Origin of the sequence: Lacrimispora xylanolytica, from assembly GCF_026723765.1 — a bacterium.
GTDB lineage: Bacteria > Bacillota > Clostridia > Lachnospirales > Lachnospiraceae > Lacrimispora > Lacrimispora xylanolytica.
Genome location: NZ_CP113524.1, coordinates 2,923,885 through 2,947,630, shown reverse-complemented (window position 1 = coordinate 2,947,630; position 23,746 = coordinate 2,923,885). Strand labels below are relative to the sequence as shown.

The 23,746-nt window shown below is 43.8% G+C and carries 24 protein-coding genes; 19 read left to right on the top strand and 5 right to left on the bottom strand.

All coding sequences use genetic code 11. The features are described 5' to 3' along the window. Nucleotides 1-32: 32 nt before the first annotated feature. The 8 genes from OW255_RS13835 to OW255_RS13800 all read left to right on the top strand — a co-directional run bounded on the left by OW255_RS13835 (nucleotide 33) and on the right by OW255_RS13800 (nucleotide 6,418). Entirely contained in the window at nucleotides 33-380 is a 348-nt protein-coding gene (locus OW255_RS13835; RefSeq protein ID WP_268114386.1) for a cupin domain-containing protein, read from the top strand. Between the two features lie 12 nt (nucleotides 381-392). Further along, the gene (locus OW255_RS13830; protein ID WP_268114385.1) at nucleotides 393-1,181 is read left to right on the top strand and encodes an SDR family NAD(P)-dependent oxidoreductase; all 789 of its coding nucleotides are present in this window, start codon (nucleotides 393-395) and stop codon (nucleotides 1,179-1,181) included. Nucleotides 1,182-1,239: 58 nt separating this feature from the next. Beyond that, nucleotides 1,240-2,175 carry a cyclase family protein gene (locus tag OW255_RS13825; RefSeq protein ID WP_024835164.1) on the top strand — a complete coding sequence of 312 codons (936 nt, stop codon included), beginning with the start codon at nucleotides 1,240-1,242 and terminating at the stop codon, nucleotides 2,173-2,175. A gap of 1 nt (nucleotide 2,176) precedes the next feature. Then, on the top strand, nucleotides 2,177-3,010 hold the full coding sequence (locus OW255_RS13820) for a beta-keto acid cleavage family enzyme (protein ID WP_268114384.1): 834 nt from the start codon (nucleotides 2,177-2,179) through the stop codon (nucleotides 3,008-3,010). 21 nt (nucleotides 3,011-3,031) lie between these two features. Next, nucleotides 3,032-4,210 (top strand): acetyl-CoA C-acetyltransferase, encoded by a 1,179-nt coding sequence (locus OW255_RS13815; RefSeq protein ID WP_268114383.1) that lies wholly within the window; start codon nucleotides 3,032-3,034, stop codon nucleotides 4,208-4,210. Between the two features lie 11 nt (nucleotides 4,211-4,221). After that, nucleotides 4,222-4,881, top strand: coding sequence for a CoA transferase subunit A (locus tag OW255_RS13810; RefSeq protein ID WP_268114382.1), 660 nt, complete (start codon nucleotides 4,222-4,224; stop codon nucleotides 4,879-4,881). Then, nucleotides 4,871-5,518 (top strand): 3-oxoacid CoA-transferase subunit B, encoded by a 648-nt coding sequence (locus tag OW255_RS13805; protein ID WP_268114381.1) that lies wholly within the window; start codon nucleotides 4,871-4,873, stop codon nucleotides 5,516-5,518. The genes OW255_RS13810 and OW255_RS13805 overlap by 11 nt, the downstream gene beginning before the upstream one ends. 108 nt (nucleotides 5,519-5,626) lie before the next feature. Further along, complete coding sequence (locus tag OW255_RS13800; RefSeq protein ID WP_268114380.1) at nucleotides 5,627-6,418, top strand: DAPG hydrolase family protein; 792 nt, start codon at nucleotides 5,627-5,629, stop codon at nucleotides 6,416-6,418. Here OW255_RS13800 and OW255_RS13795 read toward each other — a convergent pair. Next, nucleotides 6,415-7,932, bottom strand: coding sequence for a PucR family transcriptional regulator (locus OW255_RS13795; protein ID WP_024835168.1), 1,518 nt, complete (start codon nucleotides 7,930-7,932; stop codon nucleotides 6,415-6,417). The two genes, OW255_RS13800 and OW255_RS13795, sit on opposite strands and share 4 nt — an antisense overlap. Before the next feature lie 229 nt (nucleotides 7,933-8,161). Here OW255_RS13795 and OW255_RS13790 point away from each other — a divergent pair, with 229 nt between their 5' ends. Genes OW255_RS13790 through OW255_RS13775 form a run of 4 tightly spaced genes read left to right on the top strand, consistent with a single transcriptional unit; the run spans nucleotide 8,162 to nucleotide 13,845 of the window. Beyond that, on the top strand, nucleotides 8,162-9,106 hold the full coding sequence (locus tag OW255_RS13790) for a flavodoxin family protein (RefSeq protein WP_268114379.1): 945 nt from the start codon (nucleotides 8,162-8,164) through the stop codon (nucleotides 9,104-9,106). Nucleotides 9,107-9,130: 24 nt separating this feature from the next. Further along, a complete protein-coding gene (locus OW255_RS13785) occupies nucleotides 9,131-10,612 on the top strand; it encodes an FAD-dependent oxidoreductase (protein ID WP_268114378.1) in 1,482 nt (493 codons plus the stop codon). Nucleotides 10,613-10,653: 41 nt separating this feature from the next. After that, on the top strand, nucleotides 10,654-12,744 hold the full coding sequence (locus OW255_RS13780; RefSeq protein WP_268114377.1) for an FAD-dependent oxidoreductase: 2,091 nt from the start codon (nucleotides 10,654-10,656) through the stop codon (nucleotides 12,742-12,744). 12 nt (nucleotides 12,745-12,756) lie between these two features. Beyond that, nucleotides 12,757-13,845 carry an NADH-ubiquinone oxidoreductase-F iron-sulfur binding region domain-containing protein gene (locus OW255_RS13775; protein WP_268114376.1) on the top strand — a complete coding sequence of 363 codons (1,089 nt, stop codon included), beginning with the start codon at nucleotides 12,757-12,759 and terminating at the stop codon, nucleotides 13,843-13,845. A 76-nt stretch (nucleotides 13,846-13,921) separates the two neighbouring features. On the opposite strand, the gene OW255_RS13770 is transcribed toward OW255_RS13775, so the two are convergent. Beyond that, nucleotides 13,922-14,332, bottom strand: coding sequence for a hypothetical protein (locus OW255_RS13770; RefSeq protein ID WP_268114375.1), 411 nt, complete (start codon nucleotides 14,330-14,332; stop codon nucleotides 13,922-13,924). A 205-nt stretch (nucleotides 14,333-14,537) separates the two neighbouring features. Further along, nucleotides 14,538-15,380 (bottom strand): C40 family peptidase, encoded by an 843-nt coding sequence (locus OW255_RS13765; protein ID WP_268114374.1) that lies wholly within the window; start codon nucleotides 15,378-15,380, stop codon nucleotides 14,538-14,540. A gap of 198 nt (nucleotides 15,381-15,578) precedes the next feature. Between OW255_RS13765 and OW255_RS13760 the strand changes: the two genes are divergently transcribed. Next, nucleotides 15,579-15,980 (top strand): sigma-70 RNA polymerase sigma factor region 4 domain-containing protein, encoded by a 402-nt coding sequence (locus OW255_RS13760; RefSeq protein WP_268114373.1) that lies wholly within the window; start codon nucleotides 15,579-15,581, stop codon nucleotides 15,978-15,980. Between the two features lie 49 nt (nucleotides 15,981-16,029). Here the strand turns inward: OW255_RS13760 and OW255_RS13755 are convergent, their stop codons facing one another. Both OW255_RS13755 and OW255_RS13750 read right to left on the bottom strand, forming a co-directional pair. After that, the gene (locus tag OW255_RS13755) at nucleotides 16,030-16,584 is read right to left on the bottom strand and encodes a hypothetical protein (RefSeq protein ID WP_268114372.1); all 555 of its coding nucleotides are present in this window, start codon (nucleotides 16,582-16,584) and stop codon (nucleotides 16,030-16,032) included. A gap of 282 nt (nucleotides 16,585-16,866) precedes the next feature. After that, a complete protein-coding gene (locus OW255_RS13750) occupies nucleotides 16,867-17,442 on the bottom strand; it encodes a TetR/AcrR family transcriptional regulator (RefSeq protein ID WP_268114371.1) in 576 nt (191 codons plus the stop codon). Nucleotides 17,443-17,614: 172 nt separating this feature from the next. On the opposite strand from OW255_RS13750, the gene OW255_RS13745 reads away from it, so the two are divergent. From OW255_RS13745 to OW255_RS21085, 6 genes are all read left to right on the top strand, one after another. Further along, on the top strand, nucleotides 17,615-19,012 hold the full coding sequence (locus OW255_RS13745) for an NADH:flavin oxidoreductase (protein ID WP_268114370.1): 1,398 nt from the start codon (nucleotides 17,615-17,617) through the stop codon (nucleotides 19,010-19,012). Nucleotides 19,013-19,029: 17 nt separating this feature from the next. After that, nucleotides 19,030-20,037, top strand: a complete 1,008-nt coding sequence (locus OW255_RS13740; protein WP_268114369.1) for an amidohydrolase family protein — start codon at nucleotides 19,030-19,032, stop codon at nucleotides 20,035-20,037. An 86-nt stretch (nucleotides 20,038-20,123) separates the two neighbouring features. Then, a complete protein-coding gene (locus tag OW255_RS13735) occupies nucleotides 20,124-20,747 on the top strand; it encodes a hypothetical protein (protein ID WP_268114368.1) in 624 nt (207 codons plus the stop codon). A gap of 37 nt (nucleotides 20,748-20,784) precedes the next feature. After that, nucleotides 20,785-21,762 carry a hypothetical protein gene (locus OW255_RS13730; RefSeq protein WP_268114367.1) on the top strand — a complete coding sequence of 326 codons (978 nt, stop codon included), beginning with the start codon at nucleotides 20,785-20,787 and terminating at the stop codon, nucleotides 21,760-21,762. A gap of 158 nt (nucleotides 21,763-21,920) precedes the next feature. After that, nucleotides 21,921-22,622 carry a VanR-ABDEGLN family response regulator transcription factor gene (gene vanR / locus OW255_RS13725; RefSeq protein ID WP_268114366.1) on the top strand — a complete coding sequence of 234 codons (702 nt, stop codon included), beginning with the start codon at nucleotides 21,921-21,923 and terminating at the stop codon, nucleotides 22,620-22,622. After that, nucleotides 22,609-23,718 carry a sensor histidine kinase gene (locus OW255_RS21085; RefSeq protein ID WP_416861723.1) on the top strand — a complete coding sequence of 370 codons (1,110 nt, stop codon included), beginning with the start codon at nucleotides 22,609-22,611 and terminating at the stop codon, nucleotides 23,716-23,718. The genes vanR and OW255_RS21085 overlap by 14 nt, the downstream gene beginning before the upstream one ends. Nucleotides 23,719-23,746 lie beyond the last annotated feature (28 nt).

Below are 23,746 nucleotides of genomic sequence, written 5' to 3'. Positions count from 1 at the left end.
AGCAGAAAAATATATAAAACGGAGGGGAATTTATGATAAAGAGAACCATGGAAGAATTAAAAACCTACAACGCCCCAGGCCACTTCGGTATGACGGCTATGAGGATTCATGGAAAAGAGGAGACAGGTGCGGAGAAGTTCTGGATGGGGCTTTCCACCTTTTTACCAGGTGGCGGTGCGGAATATGCCTATGAAGACAATCCCTTAGAGAAAGTCTATTACGTCCTGGAAGGAGAGATGACGGTGACGGACAAAGCCGGAACGAAGTATGTGGTTCATCAGAACGAAAGCATTTCCTTTAGGCCCAATGAGGGACGGTATTTAGTCAATGAATCCAACCGTCCGGCAAGTATGCTGGTCATCATCAATTATCCGGAATAGGAGGAAATACATATGGTAAGCAAGGAATTTATGGGGGATTTATTTGACGTTTCCGGTAAGGTTGCTCTTGTGACGGGAGCTACAGGAGCTTTGGGAAAAGCAGTCTCCATCGGTTACGGGCTGGCTGGAATGAAGGTCGTGGTCACGGGCCGCAAGGAGGAAACCTGCAAAGCGCTTTGTGAGGAGTTAAAGGCACAGGGCATTGAGTGCGGATACTCCACAGGGGATCCGGCAGTGGAAGCAGATGTAATTAAGGTGGTAAAGGATACCATCACCACATTTGGGGAAATCAACGTGCTGGTGACGGCAGCAGGATATAACAAGCCTCAGCCTATTATAGAACAGGATTTATCCACCTGGAAGCAGATTATGGATTCCGACGTTCAGGGAACCTGGCTCTTCTGCAAATATGCAGGCGAACAGATGATTAAGCAGGGCAAGGGAGGAAAGGTCATTATGGTTTCCTCTGCCCGCTCCAAGATGGGCATGGCAAATTATACAGGTTACTGCACCGCAAAGGGCGGCATTGACTTAATGGCTCAGTCTCTGGCCTGTGAGTGGACGGCGAAATATCACATCAATGTTAACACCATTAACCCTACGGTGTTCCGCTCTGACTTGACGGAGTGGATGTTTGATCCGGAAAGTGCTGTTTACCAGAATTTCTTAAAGCGGCTTCCCATCGGACGTCTGGGCGAGCCGGAAGATTTTGTGGGACCCTGCATTTTCCTGGCATCAAAGGCCAGTGATTTCATGACAGGGGCCAATGTGGCAACAGACGGCGGGTATTGGGCCAATTAATTGGAGCCAAACCATTAAAACATACAAAAATATAAAGTTAAATTTGGAGGTATACACCATGAGCAAGAAAGTATTTGTTGACTTAACCCACCCATTCAGTGCCGATATTCCCCGCTGGCCGTATTTTGATAAGCCAGTCATTGACAATAAACATTCCCTGGCAAAGGGCGGTGTTCTCACCCAGTACATAGGCTGTACCATGCATACCGGAACCCATTGCGACGCGCCAAGACACGTCATGGAAAAGGAATTTGACGGGAAGCGTGCCCGTTATACTCATGAGATGCCTGTTGACGCTTATACCGGAGACGCTGTCTGTCTGGAAATTGAGATTGAAGCCTGGGGGCTTATTACAGGTAAGCATTTGGAAGATGCATGCAGAAGAGCCAATATCAAACCAGAAGAACTGGAAGGCATGATTGTCTGCTTAAACACAGGAATGCACCGCAAGTTTGACGATTCCAAGGAGTATTACCATTATTCCTGCGGCACCGGTATTGAAGCCGGAAAATGGTTTGTGGAGCACAAGGTAAAATGTGTTGCCATGGATATGCAGGCCTTAGACCATCCCCTACACACCGCTATGGGCAACAACGGCATGACAAGAATGAATTTACTCGGCGCTTCCGGTAGACCCATCACCGAGGAATATATTGAGAAATTCGGTGAGGAGGCCTATGCGGAATTCGATAAGGAATTGTACATCAAGCTTCACGGCAAGGAGGCTTATGACAAGAAGTTCGGTGAACTGGAAGAGATCGGATGCTGGGGCACATGGGAGCCATGTCATAAGGAAATGCTGGGACACGGTATTGTGGGCGTGGAGAACTTAGGCGGCAATTTAGATAAAGTTTCCGGAAAACGGTTCCGTTTTTATTGCTTCCCTCTCCGCTGGTACTTAGGCGACGGTTCCATGGCCCGTTGTGTGGCAGAAATCGAAGAGGATGATTTAAATGATGTTCCTGAAAGAACCTATCAGTATGGAGGATTTTAACATGGGAGATTTGAGCAATAAGGTAATTCTGACCGTAGCCACTACAGGCGCCTGGCCCACAAAAGAAATCACTCCCTACGTGCCCATTCAGCCTGCAGAGATCGCTGAAGAGGTTTACGCCTGCTGGAAAGCCGGAGCCTCCATGGCCCATATCCACGTAAGGGATGACGAAGCGAAAGCTTCCATGGATTACAGTAAATTCGAAGAGACTGTCCGCCTCATCCGTGATAAGAAGGATTGCGACATTGTGTTAAATTTAACAACCTCCGGAGGAATCGGATTAGACGATGAGATGAGAATCAGGCCCTTTAAAGAATTAAAGCCTGAGCTGGCTTCCTATGACTGTGGCTCCATGAACTGGCAGAACAACTGCGTATTTGAGAACAGTCCTGCCTTTTTAGAAAAACTCGGCAACACCATGCAGGAAGCTGGTGTGAAGCCTGAAATTGAAATATTTGATGTCGGCATGATCTACAATGCCCTTTATTACTTAAAAAAAGGTGTCTTAAAAGCGCCTCTTCATTTTCAGTTCGTCTTAGGCGCGGCAGGAGGAATGCCTGCTACCGTAGAGAATCTGGTCTATTTAAAAAATCTCATTCCCGAGGGCTCCACCTGGAGTGCCCTTGGTATTGGGAAAGGCCATCTTCCTATTCTATACACAGCTCTGGCCCTTGGAGGAAATATCCGCGTGGGCATGGAAGATAACATCATGTACGGAAGGGGTGAGCTGGCAAAATCCAATGTGGAATTTGTGGAACGGGCAAAACGCATCATTCATGAATTCGGCAAAGAGGTAGCCACACCAGAGGAAACCAGACAGATTCTTGGGGTGTAGCAAGGGAAGGGAAGAGAGAACATGAGAGAAGTAGTTATCGTAAGTGCTGCCAGGACAGCCATCGGCAGCTTTGGCGGCAGTCTTTTAGCCATCCCGGCGGTGGAATTAGGAGCTATAGCAGTAAAGGGTGCAATGGAACGGGGCCAAATAAAACCGGAACAAATAGATGAGGTCATTGTAGGAAATGTATTAAGTGCAGGCCTGGGGCAAAACGTGGCACGTCAGATATCCTTAAAGGCAGGAATTCCAGTGGGGATTCCTGCCATGGGAATCAGCAAGGTCTGTGGGTCAGGCTTAAGAGCAATCACCCTGGCCGCCCAGATTATTAAAGCTGGAGATGCAGACATCATCCTGGCAGGCGGAGCCGAGAGCATGTCAAATGCTCCCTATGTCTTAAGGAATCACCGGTTGGGGCACAAGATGGGGAATGAAACTTTAGTGGATACCATGATTCAGGACGGACTTTGGGATGCATTTAACGATTATCATATGGGCGTCACAGCAGAAAATATTGCTAAGAGGTACAATATCACCAGACAGGAGCAGGACGCGTTTTCCGCAGAAAGCCAGCAAAGGGCTCAAAAAGCCATAGAAGCAGGCCGCTTTAAAAAAGAAATTGTTCCGGTTTCCATCCCAGTAAAAAAAGGTGAGCCAAAGATTTTTGATACCGACGAATTTCCCAGGTTTGGAACTACAGAAGAAACCCTTTTAAAGCTTCGGCCATCGTTTTTAAAAGAAGGTACCGTTACCGCGGGCAACGCATCCGGCTTAAATGATGGGGCAGCCATGGTGATTCTTTGCTCCAAAGAAAAGGCTGAGGAATTAGGGTTACCGGTTATGGCACGGATTACGGGCTATGGCTCCGCAGGCGTGGAGCCGGAAGTTATGGGACTTGGCGTTGTGCCGGCTGCAACACTTGCCATGAAACAGGCCGGTATCACCTCGAGTGAGCTTGATTTGGCAGAAGCAAACGAAGCATTTGCAGCCCAGGCCATAGCGGTGTGCCGTGGCTTAGGACTTGACCCGGCAAAGACGAACGTAAATGGCGGCGCCATCGCCTTGGGCCACCCAATCGGTGCATCCGGAGCAAGAATCCTGACCACCCTCCTTTATGAGATGGAAAAGCGAAATGCAAAAAAGGGTCTTGCTACCTTATGCATTGGCGGCGGCATGGGAACAGCAATCGTAGTGGAACGATAGGAGGAATGCGCATGAAACAAGTTTCGCCCCAGGAAGCGGTCGCTTCCATCAACGACGGAGCCATAATCATGATTGGAGGTTTCATGTCAAATGGAACCCCGGAGATTCTGATTGATGCGCTGATAGAGAAAGATTTAAAGAATTTAACAATTATTGCAAATGACGGAGGAACTCTTGACACAGGAATCGGCCGTCTCATTAAAACGGGAGCGGTCAGCCGTCTGATCGCCTCCCACATCGGCTTAAACCCGCTGACCGGACAACTGATGAACGAGGGGAAGATGGAGGTGCAGCTTGTGCCCCAGGGAACTCTCGTAGAACAGATTCGTGCGGGAGGAGCAGGCCTTGGAGGCGTACTGACCCCTACAGGACTGGGGACGGAGATTGAAGAAGGGAAGCAGGTGATTGAAGTGGATGGGAAGAACTTTATCCTTGAAAAGCCCCTAAAAGCTGATTTTGCTCTGATTCGTGCTTCGGTTGCCGATGAGAAAGGCAATTTATTTTACCGGGCTACCACCAGGAATTTCAATCCCATGATGGCAACAGCGGCAGAAACAGTCATTGCAGCTGCCGAAGAGATTGTGGAAGTAGGAAGCATTCAGGCAGAAAGCGTAGCCACACCTGGAATATTCGTGGACTTTCTTGTAGGAGGAGAACCTTATGTCGATTAAGGAAACCATAGCAAGACGTGTGGCAAAGGAGTTAAACGACGGAGATGTAGTGAATCTAGGAATTGGGCTTCCCACTATGGTTGCTGATTATATACCGGAGGGAATGACGATTCATCTCCAGTCTGAAAATGGAATACTGGGTATGGGACCTGTGCCTGGAGCCGACGGCTATGATTCCAATATCGTCAATGCAGGAGGAAAACCTGTGACCGTGGAACATGGAGCCAGCTATTTTGACAGCGCGTTTTCTTTTGCTATTATACGAGGGGGACACGTGAATGTAACCGTTTTGGGAGCGCTGCAGGTGGATAAGCAAGGAAGCCTTGCAAGCCATATCATACCTGGCAAGATGGTTCCAGGCATGGGGGGAGCCATGGATTTGGTTACAGGCTCTAAAAAAGTAATCATAGCCATGACCCACACAGCAAAGGACGGTTCTCCTAAGATATTAAATAACATCACACTGCCCCCCACCGCAGTTTGTAAGGTCCACATAATAGTGACAGAGCTTGCAGTCATTGAAGTGACAAAGGAAGGCCTTCTCCTTATGGAGGTTTCTGTACATACAACGCCAAAAGAGGTGGCCGCAAAGACAGAAGCACCTCTCATTATGGCAGAAAACATTGGGCGCTTCTAACATGTTATGGAGCTTGAATTATTTAGTAAAATGAATTATAAATAGAGTTTAAAGAAACAATTGGGGTTTCTAATACCAACAATAAAATTAAGAACAGGAGATTGGAATATGGGGAAAAAAGTGGGCGTAAGCCAGGAAGAAAAGAACTTATCCTATTACAAATTTTTTGAACGACCTATGGCAGAGATTCCAGAGGAAAAACTGGCTCTGTTAGAAGGTCAGGGGGACAGGAAACCAGGAGTTCCATTTGAAAAAAGAAACCTCTATCTTGCCGGGGATGATGAAGCATACTGCCAGAGCGGCTATGGTGTCCATGAAGATGGTACTGGCTACGTATGCAATACCACCTACATGCCCGGAGTCACAGGAGAGATGCTGGATTGGTGGTTCCCGTGGCATAGTGTAGGTTCTGATCTCCGTTATAAAATCTGGGACCCTGAGGATCATTGTTTTGCCAGAGCTGACCGCCCGGATTACGTCTGTGACCCGTTGGTCCCAATGAGGGAGAAGACATGGGGGGTCAACCACTACATAATGGAAGACATAGGCCCTGGTTTTGAATTCCTTAAGCTGTGCTTTAAAAGTCCGGCTGACTTTGGTTATGATTCCGCCATCGTCGGAAGTAAAGCCTGTGAGTCCCTGGTCTGTGCCATCGGAGAGGGCTCCTGTGCCGCTGCCATGACTCATAAATGGTACCCCTGTGAGGGAGGGGTGATGTTCTGCTCCCGCTTCTGGATCGGCTTTAAAATGGAACAGGGAGTCATGAAAAAAGCCCTGCCTGAAGGCGTAAAGGTCCCGGAAATCGTTACAAAAAGTCTTTTTGCCCACAACATTAAGGAATTTTCCAATCTGGCAGCCATTTTGCCGGAAGTGTACGCTCAGAACAAAGATAGTTTCTAAAAATCCATGACCCGAAAGGAAAATTCATAGGAAAAAAGAATCTGTGCATTGGCGGGATCGAATGACGTCAAGTCTGCAATTTTACCGATGCGGTAAAAAAAGGTGCTTTTATGTATATGAAGGTAATTGGAAGTATTTAAGGCATTGCGGTTATTTAAAAAATAAGCCTTTAACGTTTTTATATATTCTGTATTATTTTCCTGGTCATATTTTTGCAGAAACAAAAGATCCGGGTGAATGATGGTCTCAGCATTGATGTCATTTTGAGCGGCCTCCAGAAGATGGTTCAAATAGTTGTCTTCGTAATTGAGACAGCGCTCCTTCCTCACACATTTTTTATTCTTCAACATGAATATGACCTGGTTATAATAACGCCAGGTGTCCAGAATTTTTTCGAACCGATAACTGATTGCAGCATTAATCTGGTTCAGTTGTAGAAAATGAGTCAGCTTATGTTTGTCAATTGACTGATAGGGGTCTTTGTAGCTACTGGTGTGCAAAAGAATTACAGTCCCTTTGTAAAAGAAAGCCATGCTGTGTTTAAAAATTCCTGATAGCTGGTCTATATAGTAATTGGGGTTCAACTGGTGGTTGGAAAAACCATGAAAGGTGAATCCCAGCACCCAGAAGTACTGGTAAAAAGGTTCCCCCAGTTGTACTAAGTGCCGAACTGCAATGGTCTCACTGTGCAGATTCTGCTCTATTAAGTCGGTTAAGAAACACTCATATTTCAAACCTGTTTTTTCTGCATAACACTCAGCCTTTTGCATTTCTAAGGATATCAGCTTTGATAAATTCATAACAAAGGCACTGTCCGCAGCTTCAAAGGGGCGGTAAAGGGAGCTTATACATAAGTATCCGACAGCGGCACGTCTGATATGGATGCTGCAAAAAAGGTAAGCGATTCCGGGAGAATCATCAATTTCCACAACCATGGGAGAGGAAGAGGTGAATAAATGCTGAAGAACCTCTTTTTCTTTCATATTCCGAATAAACTCATTTTTTAGATAGAATTTCTTTTCATAAACATCAAATTTATCATCAAAACGTTCTTTCGGGCTGGAGGCAAGGACGGAAAAGCTTGTGGTACATAAGGTTATGGGGTTATTCAGATAGGACCTTGCCGTGTCAAGCATACTCTGGTAACCATATCCTGCCTGCAATACTTGAAAAACTTCATCAATTTTTAAATCTGCTTTGCGGCTGGCATATAATTCCTGTTGTATGCAGTTTAGGACCGCAAACGAGTCCAGGTCTTCGTTGATGTATAATCGGCTTAAGTCTTTACACTCCCCACAGCAGTTGAGTAATAGAATGCAACCGTCTGGAATGGGAGGAGGAAAATCCTTATAATTTCCTATGTAAAGGGTATGGGGGTCAAGGGGTAACTGGTCGTCATGAGGAGGCAGCAGGTAATAAACACTCTCTATCCGCTGGTCGGAAAAAACGGGTCCATGAACATGAATCTGAAAGGTATCTTGAATATTTCTTATAATAGTTTCTAAACAAGCCATTTTATCTCCTTTTTGATTAAGACAACTGTAGGAAATGATCCCATCCATATGAGAAAAATATTCGATAACTGTTGGAAGCATCTTCTATTATATCATGTTACTATTTTAACAAGTACCAATAAATAAGTATTTTATAGATAGTTACATAACAGAGATATTTACAGAGGTATTAAAACGTTACTTTCTATGATTGTACTAAATTTTATAAAAATTGAAAAGGAGAATATGTATGTCAGTAAAAATTTTAGGAGTCAGTACGGGGCGTAAAAACAGCAATTGTGATATTTTGTTAAAGGAGGCACTTCTTGCATGTCAGGAGGAGGGAGCCGATGTTACAATGATCAATTTGAGAGATTACAACATCATAGATTGTACCGGATGCACTTCATGTACTATAGGCATGTCACAAGGAAAAAACACGGGATGTGTACTAGATGAAAAGGACGATAAGAAGAGAATTATGGAAGTGCTGTTAAAAGCTGACGGTGTTATTTTTGCAGCTCCCACCTATGACTTACAAGCCTGTTCCGTATTTGCAAAGTTTGCCCAGAGAAGCTTAAGCTATGAGAACGCATTTCTTGAGTCCATTGGAGCAATCGAGCACAAGGACAGAGTCAGCGCTTTGATCGCTGTAGGGGGGTCTACCCGTTCCTGGCAGTCCATGGCGCTGGAATCCATGCAGGCAGCAATGTTCACTTCGGACTTTAAAGTTGTAGATATGTATCTCGCGACCAGAGTGCCAGCTCCGGCTCAATGTCTCCTTCATGACGATATGTTAGAACGGATGGTGCAAATGGGTAAAAACATCATGACTGCAATCCAGACTCCTGTGGAAGAGCGCAAATGGCTGGGAGAGGAAGACATGGGTTGGTGTCCGAATTGCCATTCCAATGCGCTGATTTTGGGAGAGGTGCAGTGGGATGGACTCCATTTTCCCGTCGAATGCCAGGTATGCGGTGCCGGTGGAACCCTTGAAAAAGCAGAGGGTGGAAAGTGGAAATTTGTAATTCAGGAAAATGGGCTTATCAGAGACCGCACCACACTGGAAGGCAGAGGACATCATTTGGAAGAAATTATCCATACACAGGGTGGGTTCTTCTCTGATCCAGAGAAACGTAAAATCGCCAAAGAAAAGTTAGAAAAATACAAAAGCTTAAATTTTAAAACGATATAAATACGAAAAGACGGAGGTATTTCAATGAAGCAGTTACAGACAGATGTTATTGTGGTTGCAGCAGGACTTTCTGGTTTGGCAGCAGGCATTTCTGCAGCTGAAAATGGGGTGGAAGTAATTATGTTTGAAAAATCCAATACAACGGGCGGCGCTGCCAATATGGGAATGGGACCTCTTGGGGTGGGGTCTCCCATACAGAAGGAGCATATGATTTCCCTGACAGCTGGCGAAGCATTCCGTAAGCACATGTATTATACCCATTACCGGGTAGATGCGCGTCTGGTCCGGGATTACTATTTCAAGTCAGGAGAGACCATTGAATGGCTCATGGACATGGGAGTCGAATTTTTGGGCGTACAAAGGGCGTTTAATGCACCGGAAGCTACTAGGGCATATTCGGATGGGGAGTTTACCTGGCATGTAGTAAAACCAGAAGGCGGTGGAGCACCCGGCCCCCGCTGTGCAACGGCTATGATAAAGAAAATGACGGAACGGGCCAAGGAGCTGGGAATTGAATTTTACATGGAGACTCCTGTTTCAAAAGTGATAATGGAAGATGGTAAGGCTGTAGGTGTCATTGCCAGAGACAGAGCTGGAGAAGAAATAGAGGCTAGGGCTAAGTCCGTGATTCTGGCAACCGGTGGGTTTGGGGATAATCCGGAAATGATTCGGGAACAGACTGGATATGAATTTGGTAAGACTATCTTTAATTTTGCCATCCCAGGCATGAAGGGAGATGGAATCAAAATGGCATGGGAAGCCGGTGCCGGACAGGCTCCCTGTACCATGGAGCTGATGTACCAGCTTCCAGATAACATGAATCATTTTATCCTGGACGGAGCATTTCGTCAGCCATGTCTCTGGGTCAATCGTAATGGATACCGCTTTATGCCGGAAGACCAGATTGCCAACACTACCTTTACAGGCAATGCCATTTCCACCCAGCCAGGGTATGTAGCGTATTCTATTTTTGACAGTAAGTTATTAAAGAAATATAAGAAAAAAGGCCCGGATATCATATCTCATGTGCATCCTCACGATTTATTTGACCACTTTGACGATCAGTGGGAAAAGGATCTGGCGGCTGGATACGAACCCATCTGCCAAGCGGATACCATAGAAGAATTGGCAGAGAAAGCCGGAATAGATCCGGAGGGGCTTGTGAAACAAGTGGAAGAGTACAATGAGATGTGCGATGGTGGATTTGATGAGATTTTTGAAAAAAACAGAGCCTATATGCAGCCCATTGAGAAGGGACCATTTTATTGCTGCCGTCAGAATGTAGGAGCTTACGGCACTTTGGGCGGAGTAAAGATTAATCATAAGACGCAGGTTTTGAGCAAAGAGGCAAAGGTCATCCCGGGACTTTATTGTGTGGGTACAGATGCGTGCAATATCTTTGGAGATAGTTACCCATTCATCCTTTCGGGAAATTCAATGGGATTTTGCTTAAACAGTGGAAGAATTGCAGGAGAAAACGCAGCAGAAGAAGCGGTCGAGTATTAATGTCTTAGAATCGGAGCGCTGATCCGTTCAATGGAGGAAATATGTGGTTAACAATTAATGATAAGCAGATAGAGGCAAACGAAGGAATGTCTGTCTTAAATGCTGCTTTGGGGGCAGGAATATACATTCCACATCTTTGCGGACATCCTGATTTGGAGGCTGTAGGTGGATGCCGTCTGTGTTCGGTAGAAATTGAGGGCATGAATCAGGCAGTTCCTTCCTGTATGATAAAAGTGCAGGAGGGGATGAAGGTTACTGTTAATGGACCCAAAGCAGAAAAAACCAGAAAGACGGCAATGGAACTGATCCTTGCAACCCATCCGGCAGACTGTACCGGATGTCCAAAGTATGGAAAATGTGAATTGCAGTCCATGTATCAATATCTGGGTGTGGGTCCTGAGCGGTGGAAAAAGAAGACCAGAACAGTTCCAACCGATGAGAGCAATCCCCTGATCAGGCATTTGTTTACCAGATGCGTCCGTTGCGGACGCTGTGTGCGTGCCTGTCGGGAGCTTCGTGGCGTGAAGGTGCTGGATTTCCAAACAACCGAGGAAGGGGTTCGTATCGGAACTGACGGTAACATCTCTTTAATAGAAGCAGGGTGTAAATTTTGTGGGGCCTGTATTGAAGTTTGCCCTACCGGTTCCATTATGGATGCCTTGGGACAGATAAGCGAAGACGTGTCTTACGGGGAGCACGTGGTTCCTTGCAGGACGGCATGTCCAGCGCACACAGACATTCCCAGGTACTTGAGGTACATAAAAGAGGGAGATTATGAAAAAGCAACGTCCGTCATCCGAGAAAAACTTCCTTTTCCGGAAACACTGGGTTGTATCTGCAATCACGTATGTGAAACAGCCTGTAAGCGCAATGAACTTGGAGAGCCTCTGTCTATCTGTAAGTTAAAAAGAGCCGCTGCTGCCTCACATTCTGATAAATGGAAGAAAAACAGAAAGAGTGCAGCTCCTACAGGAAAAAAGGCAGCCATTATCGGAGCCGGTCCGGCTGGTCTGACAGCGGCCTATTATCTGGCAAAGAAAGGCCATGAGGTAACCGTTTTTGAGGCCAATGAAAAAGCGGGGGGACAGTGTCGTTATGGCATCCCCTCCTACCGGCTGCCAGATGAGGTTCTGGACCGTGAGATTAGTGATATCCTGGAAGTAGGCGTCAGGCTCAAGGTAAATACTACGTCAGAAGCACCAGAAGTTCTTTTAAAACAGGGATATGATACGGTTTTGATTGCAATTGGTACCCATAAGGGTATCTTGCTGCCTCTGGAGGGAAATAAGCTTTCCGGAGTCATTCTTAATACGGATTTCCTAAAAAATGCACGAAGAGACCAGATTGGTGATCTTGGTAAAAAAGTGATGGTGCTGGGCGGTGGAAATGTTGCTTATGACTGCGCAAGAACAGCCCTTCGCCTGGGAGCAGAAGAGGTGCATATTGCTTGCCTGGAAAGCAAGAATAACATGACTGCGGATGCAGAAGAAATCAAGGAGGGAAAGGACGAAGGAATCATTCTTCATTCCGGCTATTCGTTTCTTCGCATTACAGGAAATACAAAGGTACAGGGCGTAGAGCTTCAAAAAGTAGATCAGTTTTATTTTGATGAAAACAGAAAAGCCGTGATAAAACTTGTAGAGGGGTCCCAGGAAATCATTCCTGTGGATCATGTGATTTTTGCTGTGGGACAGGCTCCTGATGGGACGAATACGTTGGGAGTCGAGCTGAATCACGGTTCCTATGTAAAGGTAAACAGCTCATTTTCTACCAGCGTGTCCGGAGTTTTTGGGGCCGGTGATGTGGTAACGGGAACAAAATCTGTGATAGAAGCAATTGCAGCCGGGAGACAATCTGCCATAGAGATGGACCGTTATCTTGGTGGGGACGGAGATATCTCAGAAGAACTGCTTAAAAAGGAAATGGCGGATCCGTTTCTTGGAAGAACGGAAGGTTTTGGAAACTTAGAACGGCTCACCCCTTCTCGATTGGAACCTCAGGAGCGGAAAAAAAGCTTTGCTGCAGTGGAGCAACCCTTTACCTGTGGAGAAGCATCATGCGAGGCCGGACGCTGCCTGCAATGTGATCTTAGACTGAATATAACAAATCCAAAGCTTTGGAACGAATATTAGGAGGAACAAAGGATGATGGATATAATTATTTGCAATGCAGTGCCGGCTTATCATGAGGCACCTGTTTCTCCTAAGCTTTTAAAAGAAAATAAAGAAAATATTGTAAAAGCGTTGTTAAGGGAACCTGCCAATATTCATTACCTGATAGTACCAAAAGACGGTTGGGGCTGGGATAAACCTGAGGGCCTGACAATTATCGAGGCCAGTCATAAATCCGGTTTTACTTATGGAAATTTATTTGCCTTAAAAAAGGTATCAGAGGGAGAAAAACCCATTCCACTATGCCGTAACGATGCATTTACGGTGGGGGAATGCATGGTGGTAACGGTTGAAGAATTGCTAAATGCCGGGAAAAAGAACGTATACGTTGGAGGTAAGGCAGAGAATAAGGGGATTCTTGATTTTGGAAGGATAACAACTCCGGCAGAAATACTGGCTTCCTCTGGTGTACAGGGGAATTTTAAGGCAATGTACTTCGGTCATCCAATGGGAATCTTTATCAATGAAACCATGTTGAATCAACCCATGGAACTAACCACGGATTATATTGAAATTCTGAACGAGACAGATTGCATGCTGGATTTTCTTCTTAAGACCGCAGACAGATACGGAAAAGAAGCTTGTGGAAGATGTTTATTTGGTCATGAAGGTGTATTTCAGATACGCATGTTTTTAACGGATATGACCTTAAAAAAAGGGAAAATATCCGATCTGGACCTAATGTTAGAATTATGCCATGAGATGCAGCAGCAGTCTCTGTGTGAGGCGGGTGTTTCCATTGCCAATACGGTGGAGAGTGCTCTTGAGCATTTCAAAAGTGAGATAGAAGAACATATCACAAGGAAAAGCTGTAAAGCAGGAGTGTGCCAGAAGTTTTTAACGTTTCATATTCTGCCTGATCTGTGTACTGGCTGTAATGAATGCTCGGATGTTTGTGAGGATGATGCCATTCTTGGGAAAAAGAAATTTATCCATATCATCGACCAGGAAGAATGCTCCGGGTGTGGTGATTGCATAGATGCCTGTGAGGAGAAAGCAATTATAATAGCGGGAGCAGTTAAACCCAAATGCCCTAAAAAGCCAATACCATGTAAAAATTAAAAGATAGTATATCGTTTTATAAAGACAGAAAGCAAGCCGAATCATTCCCGGTCTTTGCTTTCTGTTTTTATGAAACTTAATATAATTTTCCGTCTATTAACACCATGGGAATTCTGGCCCATTGAGTGCTTTGCTCAGACTCGATCAAGGAGATATGGAATACTTCATTGATTTTGGCAGGGTAGCTCTCTTTTATGTCATCCATGTATCCAATCCGGATCTTATCTCCTATAGCAGCTTTGCTGAGATATAGAAGAGAGTCCTCATCATCTATATTTGATGTTGAGATTTCAATTTTGTCAGCGCTATTCCTCTCCGTCGTTCCTTCTGCAGGCTCAACAAGTAGGCTGTTTAAAGTTACAGACAGAACCGTAGCTTCAAAATATTTTTCCTTATTAGATACTTTTGAGGCTTTATTCCAATTACATCCTGTCAATGCGAAACTGCCTATCAGTGAAATTATAAATAGAGTAATAATCCGATTCAATAAAACACATCCTTTTCCTGTTAATGAGATTTCAACCTTATTTAATTCCTTATTTTATAGAAAAAAGTATACCATAAGTGGATAGAGGGCTACAAGGAATAACTTCTTACATTAATTTGAAGACAAAGATATCTTTAGACGCAGCAAAAAGAATGTTGGAAGTGCGCTGTTTAAGTACACCTCCAACATTCTGACTGTGCCAATATTAATTGTAAAGCGCATACATCGTATCGGCGCCTGCGAGACCATCTGCTGTAAGCCCTTTACTTGACTGAAAACTCTTTACAGCGGCTGTTGTTCCAGAACCGAAGGTTCCATCTACCCCATTGGGATTAAATCCCCGGCAATAGAGCATTCCCTGTAGGAGGTAAACGGCATTTCCTGTACTGCCGGATTTTAAGGTTTTTACTGCTGCCTTTGAATTTGCACCGAAAATGCCGTCAGCAGTCACGCCAAGAACTTTTTGATAAGCTTTTGTGGCCGCTGTCTTGGTATTTGATCCATAGATACCATCCGGGGTCAATCCAGAGGAATAGTTGTTATTGAGCCACGTCTGAAAACTCCTTATGGTACTGTCTCCAGTTGTACCGCCGCCTCCCTCTGTATATCTTAGTACATAAGTCCATGGGCTGTTGTAGTAAGAACGGGTACAAATTTCTTTTCCCGTCTGATCGCCAGTTTTTCCTCCGGTAGTAGTTCCATTTTCATTCTTGCTGGCATGTACGATTTGACTGTTTCCTATAAACATGGCAGTATGTCCGCTGCTTCCAGTTCTTAGGAGTACATCGCCATATGCTAATCCTTTGCCGGAAGATAGTGTGATTTTAGAGGTAACGTCTGAAAACCCACAGTTAAGAAAAGGTTTGTACATCGTACCGGTAGCCCCAGCTCCATTGCTTTTTACAGGTACTCCTGCATTTTGCCACGCGGTGATGATAGCAGAAGAACAATCGTAGTCAGGCCCCCATCTGTTTTCCTGATCATATCCGTGTGTGTCATCATTAGCAAGATGAATCATCCATTGAGTAGCAGTTTCAATTTTTCCCATTTTAAAAACCTCCCATTAAAATATTTTTGTTACAGAAAATTGGATCCGTGTTTTCTATAACTGAATGTTACAACCATTGTCGCATGCAATACAATGCAATGGTTTAAAGCATATGAAAGAGGTTAAAATGAATTGTGGTTTACAAAACATACCCATTCTTCTTTTTACCAGGTAAATACCTTTAAGGAGGATTACTTAATGAATGGTGAGATAGAAAAAAAGGAGAAGAAAAAAGCCTTCTTACAATCATATCAGGCACTCAATGTATCGATAAAGACATTGGAACAATTATTGACTCGTCTTAAAGAGGAGCAAGATCAATCCCTATCTGTTCTGTCCGGTGATAATGAAACAGATCAAGGGGAGTTAAGAATGACGGAGGTATTCTCTTGTTTTAGAAAGCAGCTGTGGGAAAAGAATCAAATATGCAAAAGAATCGTAAAAAATGTGAGCCGTATGGAATCAGAAATAGAAAAAGATGTACTTTTATTAAAGTACATCTCAGGTTATACATGGGAAGAAATCAGTGAAATGACAAACTATAGTTTAAGACAGGTCTATAATATACATAATCACGCTTTAAATCATTTTTCCATGTGACAAGTAACGCAAATACCCAACTGTCACATTCTACCTGAAAGGCGCGGATTTATCCGGCCTCATGTCCAGGGATGTTGTTATTAATATAATTATTTCCTTCTAACTTAGAAAAGCCAGTGACCTTCATATCACGGATGATGGGATAAAGTGCCTGGTCATGGGGAAAATCAAAATGAAAGGTCTGGTCCCCGCCATGATAGGTGGCTTCGGTACCGTCTCCAGTGAAATAAGCGGTACTGGTTGGGAAGATAACCCTGCTCTCATCAGTCGCCATAACTCTTTCATTAATAGTAAAATCAAAAGAGGTATCAGTAATGTTGCTGATCATAATTTCACAATAAACAAAAGGAGATTCTGGCGCTGGAATATCTACATATTTGTAAACACCTTCATCGAAATAGGTGCCTTCAAATAATTGCACATTCCCTTTGACAGGAGCAGATTCCGTGCTTTCTTGCGTTTCATTTTTTGATGAAGCGGCCTCGCTTGTTGTAGTTTCAACCGTAGGTTCCATGGTCTTGCTGGTTGGCGCAGTTTCTTTTTGGCAGCCGCTTAACAGGATACCAGCGGATAGACATATGCATAAAAAAACAGTTTTTTTCATCTTTTTCACCTCATATAATAATTGGTCATGTCTTATTTCTATATAGATTATGATTAGGAATACCAACACTTGCTATTATATATTTGCTTTCTTGTAAAATCAATTCTGCTTATGAATAAATCTACATTCTAACCATTGTTGAAATACTGAAAAGTTCAAATAGAATTAACTTGATATTAATATCCTAAATACTATTGAATCACTTTTTAGTAAAAATATAATTAGTACAATAGAATTTACAGCAGAACGCTTACATACAAGGAGCTTTGCTCTCTAAAATCTTCAGCCAACATTTACGGACATATAGACCGCCCTCATCATGGATAAAATCTGTTCTTCTATTCTTTCTTGCGGCAGTGGCTTTTTCTGCGTCAGCCACCACTGCAAGGTCTCAAGTATGGCGCCGGTAAAGAAATGTGCCATTACTTCCGGATCAGCAATGAGCTTATGCCCATTTTCTGCATCAGTTTTAAGCTTTTGAAGTATATCAAATTCCACCTGTTCCGATAGGATTCGTAGCAAAGCCGGTAAACAGTCGCTCTTAAGCAAGGATTGTAAGAGCTTGTCTTTTTCCTTCATAAACCTCATGACCCGGTGGACGATATTGATATAAAAGTCAATGGGTGTGTTAATATCCGGGCTGTCTGCGATTTCCCGATCAAACTCCTCCTGAATTTCCCGGATGAAAAATGTGAAGAACTCATATTTGTCACCAAAATGCTTGTAAAATGTGGCACGTCGTACCATTGCCCGTTTACACAGTTCGTTAACAGTAATATCCTCAAATCGTTTTTCTTCCAATAACTCAAAAAAGGTGCTTGTCAGCGCCATATAAGTTTTTTGTATCCGTAAGTCCATTCGATTCACAGCTCCTCTTTTCGGAAACAGGTTCCATACCTTTGTCAATTAAGATACATTTGCCTACATATTGAGCGTTGTATTTACACTCCTTGAAAGTATAATGGATATAGTAACAGATGTCAATTATTTATCATCTGTAACAATCCAAGATACTGAAAGGAGTTATTTTATGAGCACTGATGTATTATTTGAACCAATTCAGATTGGTAACGTTGAACTCAAAAACCGTATTGCCATGTCCCCCATGAACATGGGCTATACAGGGCCGGAAGGATATGCCAGCGAACAGTCTAATGCCTGGTATGCGGCTCGGGCAAGGGGCGGATTTGGTCTGATTATCACCGAATGTGTGGTAGCAAATCCCTTTCCATGGCGGGGCAGTGACAGCCTGAATCCGCTGCTTGTGGACAGTCAGAAGAAATACCGTCAGCTTAGCCAGATGGCGGAGGTCATCCATTCCTATAAGGGGGCAAAGGTATTCATTCAGGTTTCTCCCGGTTGGGGACGGCAGGGACACCCAGATGAAAATGGCATTGCTTCAGGCGCCCCAAGTCCAGTGCCTCTTGCCATTGACTTACGTAACATCACCAAAGGCTGGTTTCGGCAATTTACCCGTATTACGAAACAGGCTGGAATCTCATTTCCTCCGGAAATTTGGGATTACGATAAAATCAAAAGCTTAAGCGATGACGAATACGAAGCAATCAAACCTCTTATCCTTAAGATGTTTCAGGAAAAGGCACCGGAATATTACCACATTATCTGTGGACATACCCCTCGTGAACTGACGATACATGAGATTGAACAGCTTGAGGACTTTATGGTGGAAGCGGTGTGCGCATGCTACGATCTTGGCTACGATGGTGTGGAGCTTCACACCCCTCACGGGTATCTGCTGCATCAGTTCTTGTCAGGCCGTTCCAATCAGAGAGCCGACTTCTATGGCGGAAGTATAGAAAACCGCGGCCGTGTTGTCACAAACATAATAGAGCGTGTGCGTAAGAAAGTTGGCCCTGATAAGGTGTTAGGATGTCGTTTGTCTGGTGACGAGTTAATGCCAGAGGGGCTGACCCATGAGGAAGCGTGCGCATTTGTTAAGCTGTTTACGGAGGCAGGAGCTAATTATTTCAATGTATCTCAGGGCGGATATGAAAATCTGGGCGCTGGCTTTGCCCCGGATGGGGAAGATGACTTTACAAAATGGGCGCCAGGGTTTAAAACAGCATCCGGCGGACTTCCCATAATAACTCCAAGCTTTACGAATCCTGAAACAGCTGCAAAGGCGATTGCCTCCGGAAAAACTGACATCATATCCTTGGGACGTCAATCCATCGCCGATCCCTGCTGGCCTGCAAAGGTGAAAGAAGGCCGTGAAAGTGATATTGTCAAATGTGTACGCTGTCAGCAGTGCTACATGAACCTGTTTGAAAACCGATGGATTCGCTGCTCCGTCAATCCGACGGCTGGTTTTGAGAAGTATTATCCAGACCTTTGGAAAAAAGATGGTCTCATGGATGTCAAAGCCCAGAAGTTTATGGAAAAAAGCAAGAACTTACCACTGATCTAAGGAAAGGAGTTTCACTTATGAATCACAATGTATGGGAAGACGGCTTCTTTAAAATTGATCCAGAATGCCATATCATCGGCGATATGGGCCCTGTGAACCATTTCCCCGGCGTTCAGATGTGGTGGCGCGCCATTGATGGCATTATGCGACCAACCTTACAGGGTGCACCGGATCATCTTCTGAATATGATCGAGCCGTGGGAGATGACAAAGAGTACAGATCCTGAGAATATACTTCGGGCTATGGATAAGTATGGAGTTGATGTTGCATGTCTGCTGCCGGAGTCCATGATGGATACGACGGGATATTCCAGCCGCTGGTGCACCAACGGTGATGCGTGGAAGGCAGTACAGACTCACCCTGACCGTTTCATTATCGAGCCAAACCTATCACCCATTAAGCAGCGGGGGGTTAAAAATGCCATATGGGAGATGGAATACTGGATGGAGAAAGGGGCTAAGATTTTTAAATATTATTCCCCTGAGGATACATATATTAACGATCCAGAGCTGTGGCCATTTTACAAACGTGCCGAGGAATTGGGGGCGGTTCTGTGCATGCATACCGGATTTTCCTGGGTTCCGCCGGGAAAGAGCAAATACTGCCACCCCACACAGCTTGATGATGTTGCAAGAGATTTCCCGCAACTTAAAATTGTAGCATTTCACATGGGATATCCCTATTCCGATGCGCTTAACATGGTAGCGCTTGGTCATCCCAATGTCTATTTGTGCCTGAGTCTGCTTGTACCATGGGCGCTGACTGCTCCGTATAAGTTCGCCCATATTCTTGGAGAGGCAATTCGCTTTGTGGGTCCTGACCGAATCATCTGGGGAACAGACAGTGCCGGTTACGGTGCTCAGATCGGTGCGGCATCCGTGGGACTGTTGGATTTCCAGATACCAGAGGAGCTTCAGTGGAAATATGGTTATCTGCCGCTTACAGACGAGGATAAACGTAAAATTTTTGGGGGTAATCTGGGAAAGCTTTTAGGAATTGATACGACCAAACGGCGAGGTGGCTGACTGGGGTTTTGCATACAAGGGATATCACACACCACTGGGACTAGTATCGCATACTTTATATTATCAAAAAACAAGGGGGATACAAAATGATAATTGGAAGTGAAGTTAATAGTGATGTGGTAAAAAGTTATCCGCAATATGTAAAAGAACCAAATATAACACCGCTTATTTTATCCAAGGTAGCCATGCAGCAGCTGACGGCAACCGATTCCAGAGGAGATTCGCTTCAGATGGCAGCTACAAAGGCTGTCAATGCCATGAAGAATGAGTATGGACAAGGGGCCAGCACTTTGGTAATGATATTCAATGCCAGCGGAGAGACACTAAGGTATCAGGCCAATAGGAACTGGTCAGGTGAGACTGAAAAATATCCCTTTGATACAACGATAGCCAATGGAGAATACAGCGTATTTTTGCATGTAAAGGCAGGAATCTTTACTGGCTCAGTAGGATGCGTGGTTTTTAGAGGAGATTCAGGCTCAGACTTTTTATTCGCTTGGGATAATCCGTATATCGGAAGCAACAGTTCTTATGTTGATGTTCAAGGAAAAGATCACTGGCCAGGGGTACAGTCGTGGAGTGAAGTGGAAAGCAAGCTGACATCGTCAGGAATTAGTTCTAATGCTGATAACGGCACGTTTTCTGTCAGCTCCATGATAGGGTCGGCTACGTCTCCCATCGCCCAATATACGGTTACCAGAAAGGCCTGATCATATGACCCTGAATTGAGAAAGGGATGGATAGAAAATGAACTATACCTTAGATTTTGATGACACTCAAGCCTTAATTGATGCTCTGCATAACAATGAAGTGAACACCATAGAACGGTTCCGCTACAGCAAACCACAGGCGCAGATGAATGATTTGATGAATTGTGCTAAGGCCTATGAAGAAGCTAACAATCTGCTGCAAATGGAAAAACAACAGTCCGGGAGCTCAGGCAAAGACAACTTGCAGGTACAGAATATATGGCAGGCAGCCAGAGCAGGAATTATATTTTCCTATGAAACCATTAAAAATTTTAAGCTTAGGGCTGAATATCTAAGCAAAATAAATAATTCTATTGATTTATTTGAATACGATTCTAAAACCGGGACATATAAAAACCCTTTTTTCAGTAGTGAGATTATAGATCCTAATGAGGACCTCTATGATATGATCAATGATTCTATTAAAAAATGGGCGAATAAAACTTCAGATGTATGGGGAAATACAGCTGCCTACAAGAAAAAAACTTATGATGATTTTATAAAAGATAAGGATTTTAACCTGGAGTCGTATGTGGTGAGGTATGCAGGGAAGGATCAACTTCAGATTTTGTCATATATGAGGTATTTTGGTACTGCCTTAATTGTTTTCACACTGGGAGTTATCACCTGGCAATTGGTAGAGGCACAGGATAAAAACCAAGCAGGAGCAGAGATTCTGGTAAGTGTGGGAGGAGCCTTCGGAGGAGGCCTTTTAGGAGAAGTGGGAGGTACTTTGCTTTTTGGCTGGATCATGGGAGATCTGGGAACTGTGATAGGCGGTATACTTGGGGGACTGGTTGGAGCGTTTGCAGGAGGCATTGCGGCAGATTGCCTTTTTGATGCTATGATGGAAGCCTTTTTCTATACACCTAAACTTGATCAGCTGACAGGCACTCTGTTCAGCGGTCCCATTATGTATGAACTCACACCGCCGGATAATACGTCCTTATCAGGCAATTTAACAGACAGCTTATGATGCGCCTGATATGATTTGATCGATCGTAAGCCCTTGGCACAGCCCAGGGCTTTTTTAATGTTACATATCTACCAGGATACTCTTAGGGATTCTTTGGCTATAATAAAGGATAGCAGGCATTCATACCATGAGGAATCATAAGGAGGAAGAAACATCATATGAATGAATCCATTTTAATTGTTGATGATGAAAAAGAAATAGCTGATCTGCTAGAGGTATATCTTAAAAATGATGGCTATACGGTATATAAATACTATGATGGATTAGAAGCGTTTAAATGCATTGAATCGAATAAGCTGGATATGGCTATTTTAGATGTTATGCTGCCTGGTATGGATGGTTTTCGTATATGCCAAAAAATCAGAGAAAACTATTTTTATCCCGTCATTATGCTGACTGCTAAGAGTGAAGATACGGATAAAATCATGGGTCTTACCTTAGGAGCAGACGATTATATCACAAAGCCTTTTAATCCTTTAGAGGTCCTGGCAAGAGTAAAGACCCAGCTACGCCGCTATGTCAAATATAACAACAACTCCAGAGAATCCTTAAGTATAGAGAAGGACGAAATCGATATCAATGGTCTGATCATTAATAGAGTAACCCATAGATGTAAACTGTTTAATAAGGAGGTTACACTTACACCCATAGAATTTTCAATTCTCTGGTATCTGTGTGACAATAGAGGCAAGGTAATATCATCAGAGGAACTTTTTGAAGCAGTCTGGGGAGAAAAATACCTGGATAATAACAATACGGTCATGGCCCATATCGGAAGACTGAGAGAAAAATTAAAGGAGCCAGCAAAGAATCCTAAAATCATTAAAACTGTATGGGGGGTCGGCTATACCATTGAGTAAATCATCAAGGTCCAGATCAAATTATAAAAGCCAGATAAGCAGAAGTATTGCCCTGCAATATTTTATAGCCTTAGGTTTCTTCTTTGTTGCTTTTCTTCTCTTTTCATTTATAGCGTATTTATTTGTATCCAGTATTTCGTGGTATCGATATAATCCATTTTATGAAATTCTCAGGTTTGTAAGGGATTATATTGTAGTTTTTTTAGGAATTCCAATGATGGCAGGCTGGTTTTATATCACCTATCTTTTTGTAAAAAAGCCGCTTTCTTATCTTGATCACATTATCACTGCATCTGAAAAGCTTGCAGCCCCCACTACAGAACAGATTATACTTCCAGATGTTTTGAAAACGGTTCAGGATGAACTGAATCAGGTGCGGGAAATGGCTTTGCGCAATGCGCAGCTTGCAAAGGACGCAGAGCAAAGAAAAAATGATTTAATTGTGTATTTGGCTCACGACTTAAAAACACCCCTCACCTCGGTGATTGGATACCTTACCTTGCTGCGTGATGAAACTAAAATATCGGAGGAACTACGGATTAAGTACTTGTCCATTTCCCTTAACAAAGCGGAACGTCTGGAGGACTTAATCAATGAGTTTTTTGAAATTACAAGATTCAACCTGTCAGGCATTGAACTTCAGTATAGCAATGTGAACGTAACCCGATTATTAGAGCAACTTATCTTTGAGTTTAAACCAATGCTGTTAGAGAAAAAATTGGAATGCAAATACAGCATTTCTCCCAATATAACAGTGAGATGTGATGCAGACAAAATACAGCGTGTATTCGATAATTTGCTTAGAAATGCTGTATTTTACAGCTTTGAACGAACGGTGATTGAGATTAGCGTAACACAAACAAGCGCCCATACGACCATAAAGTTTCTAAATCATGGAAATACAATTCCAAAGGAAAAACTGGAAAGGGTGTTTGAACAATTCTATCGCCTGGACTCATCACGCGGTACAAACAACGGAGGGGCCGGTCTTGGACTTGCCATTGCGAAAGAAATAATATCCCTTCATCATGGGACCATAACCGCACACAGTGAAAATGATATCGTAGAGTTTACGGTCACATTGCCGCTTTCGTAGGAAAATTGTTAGAATTAACATATAAAAA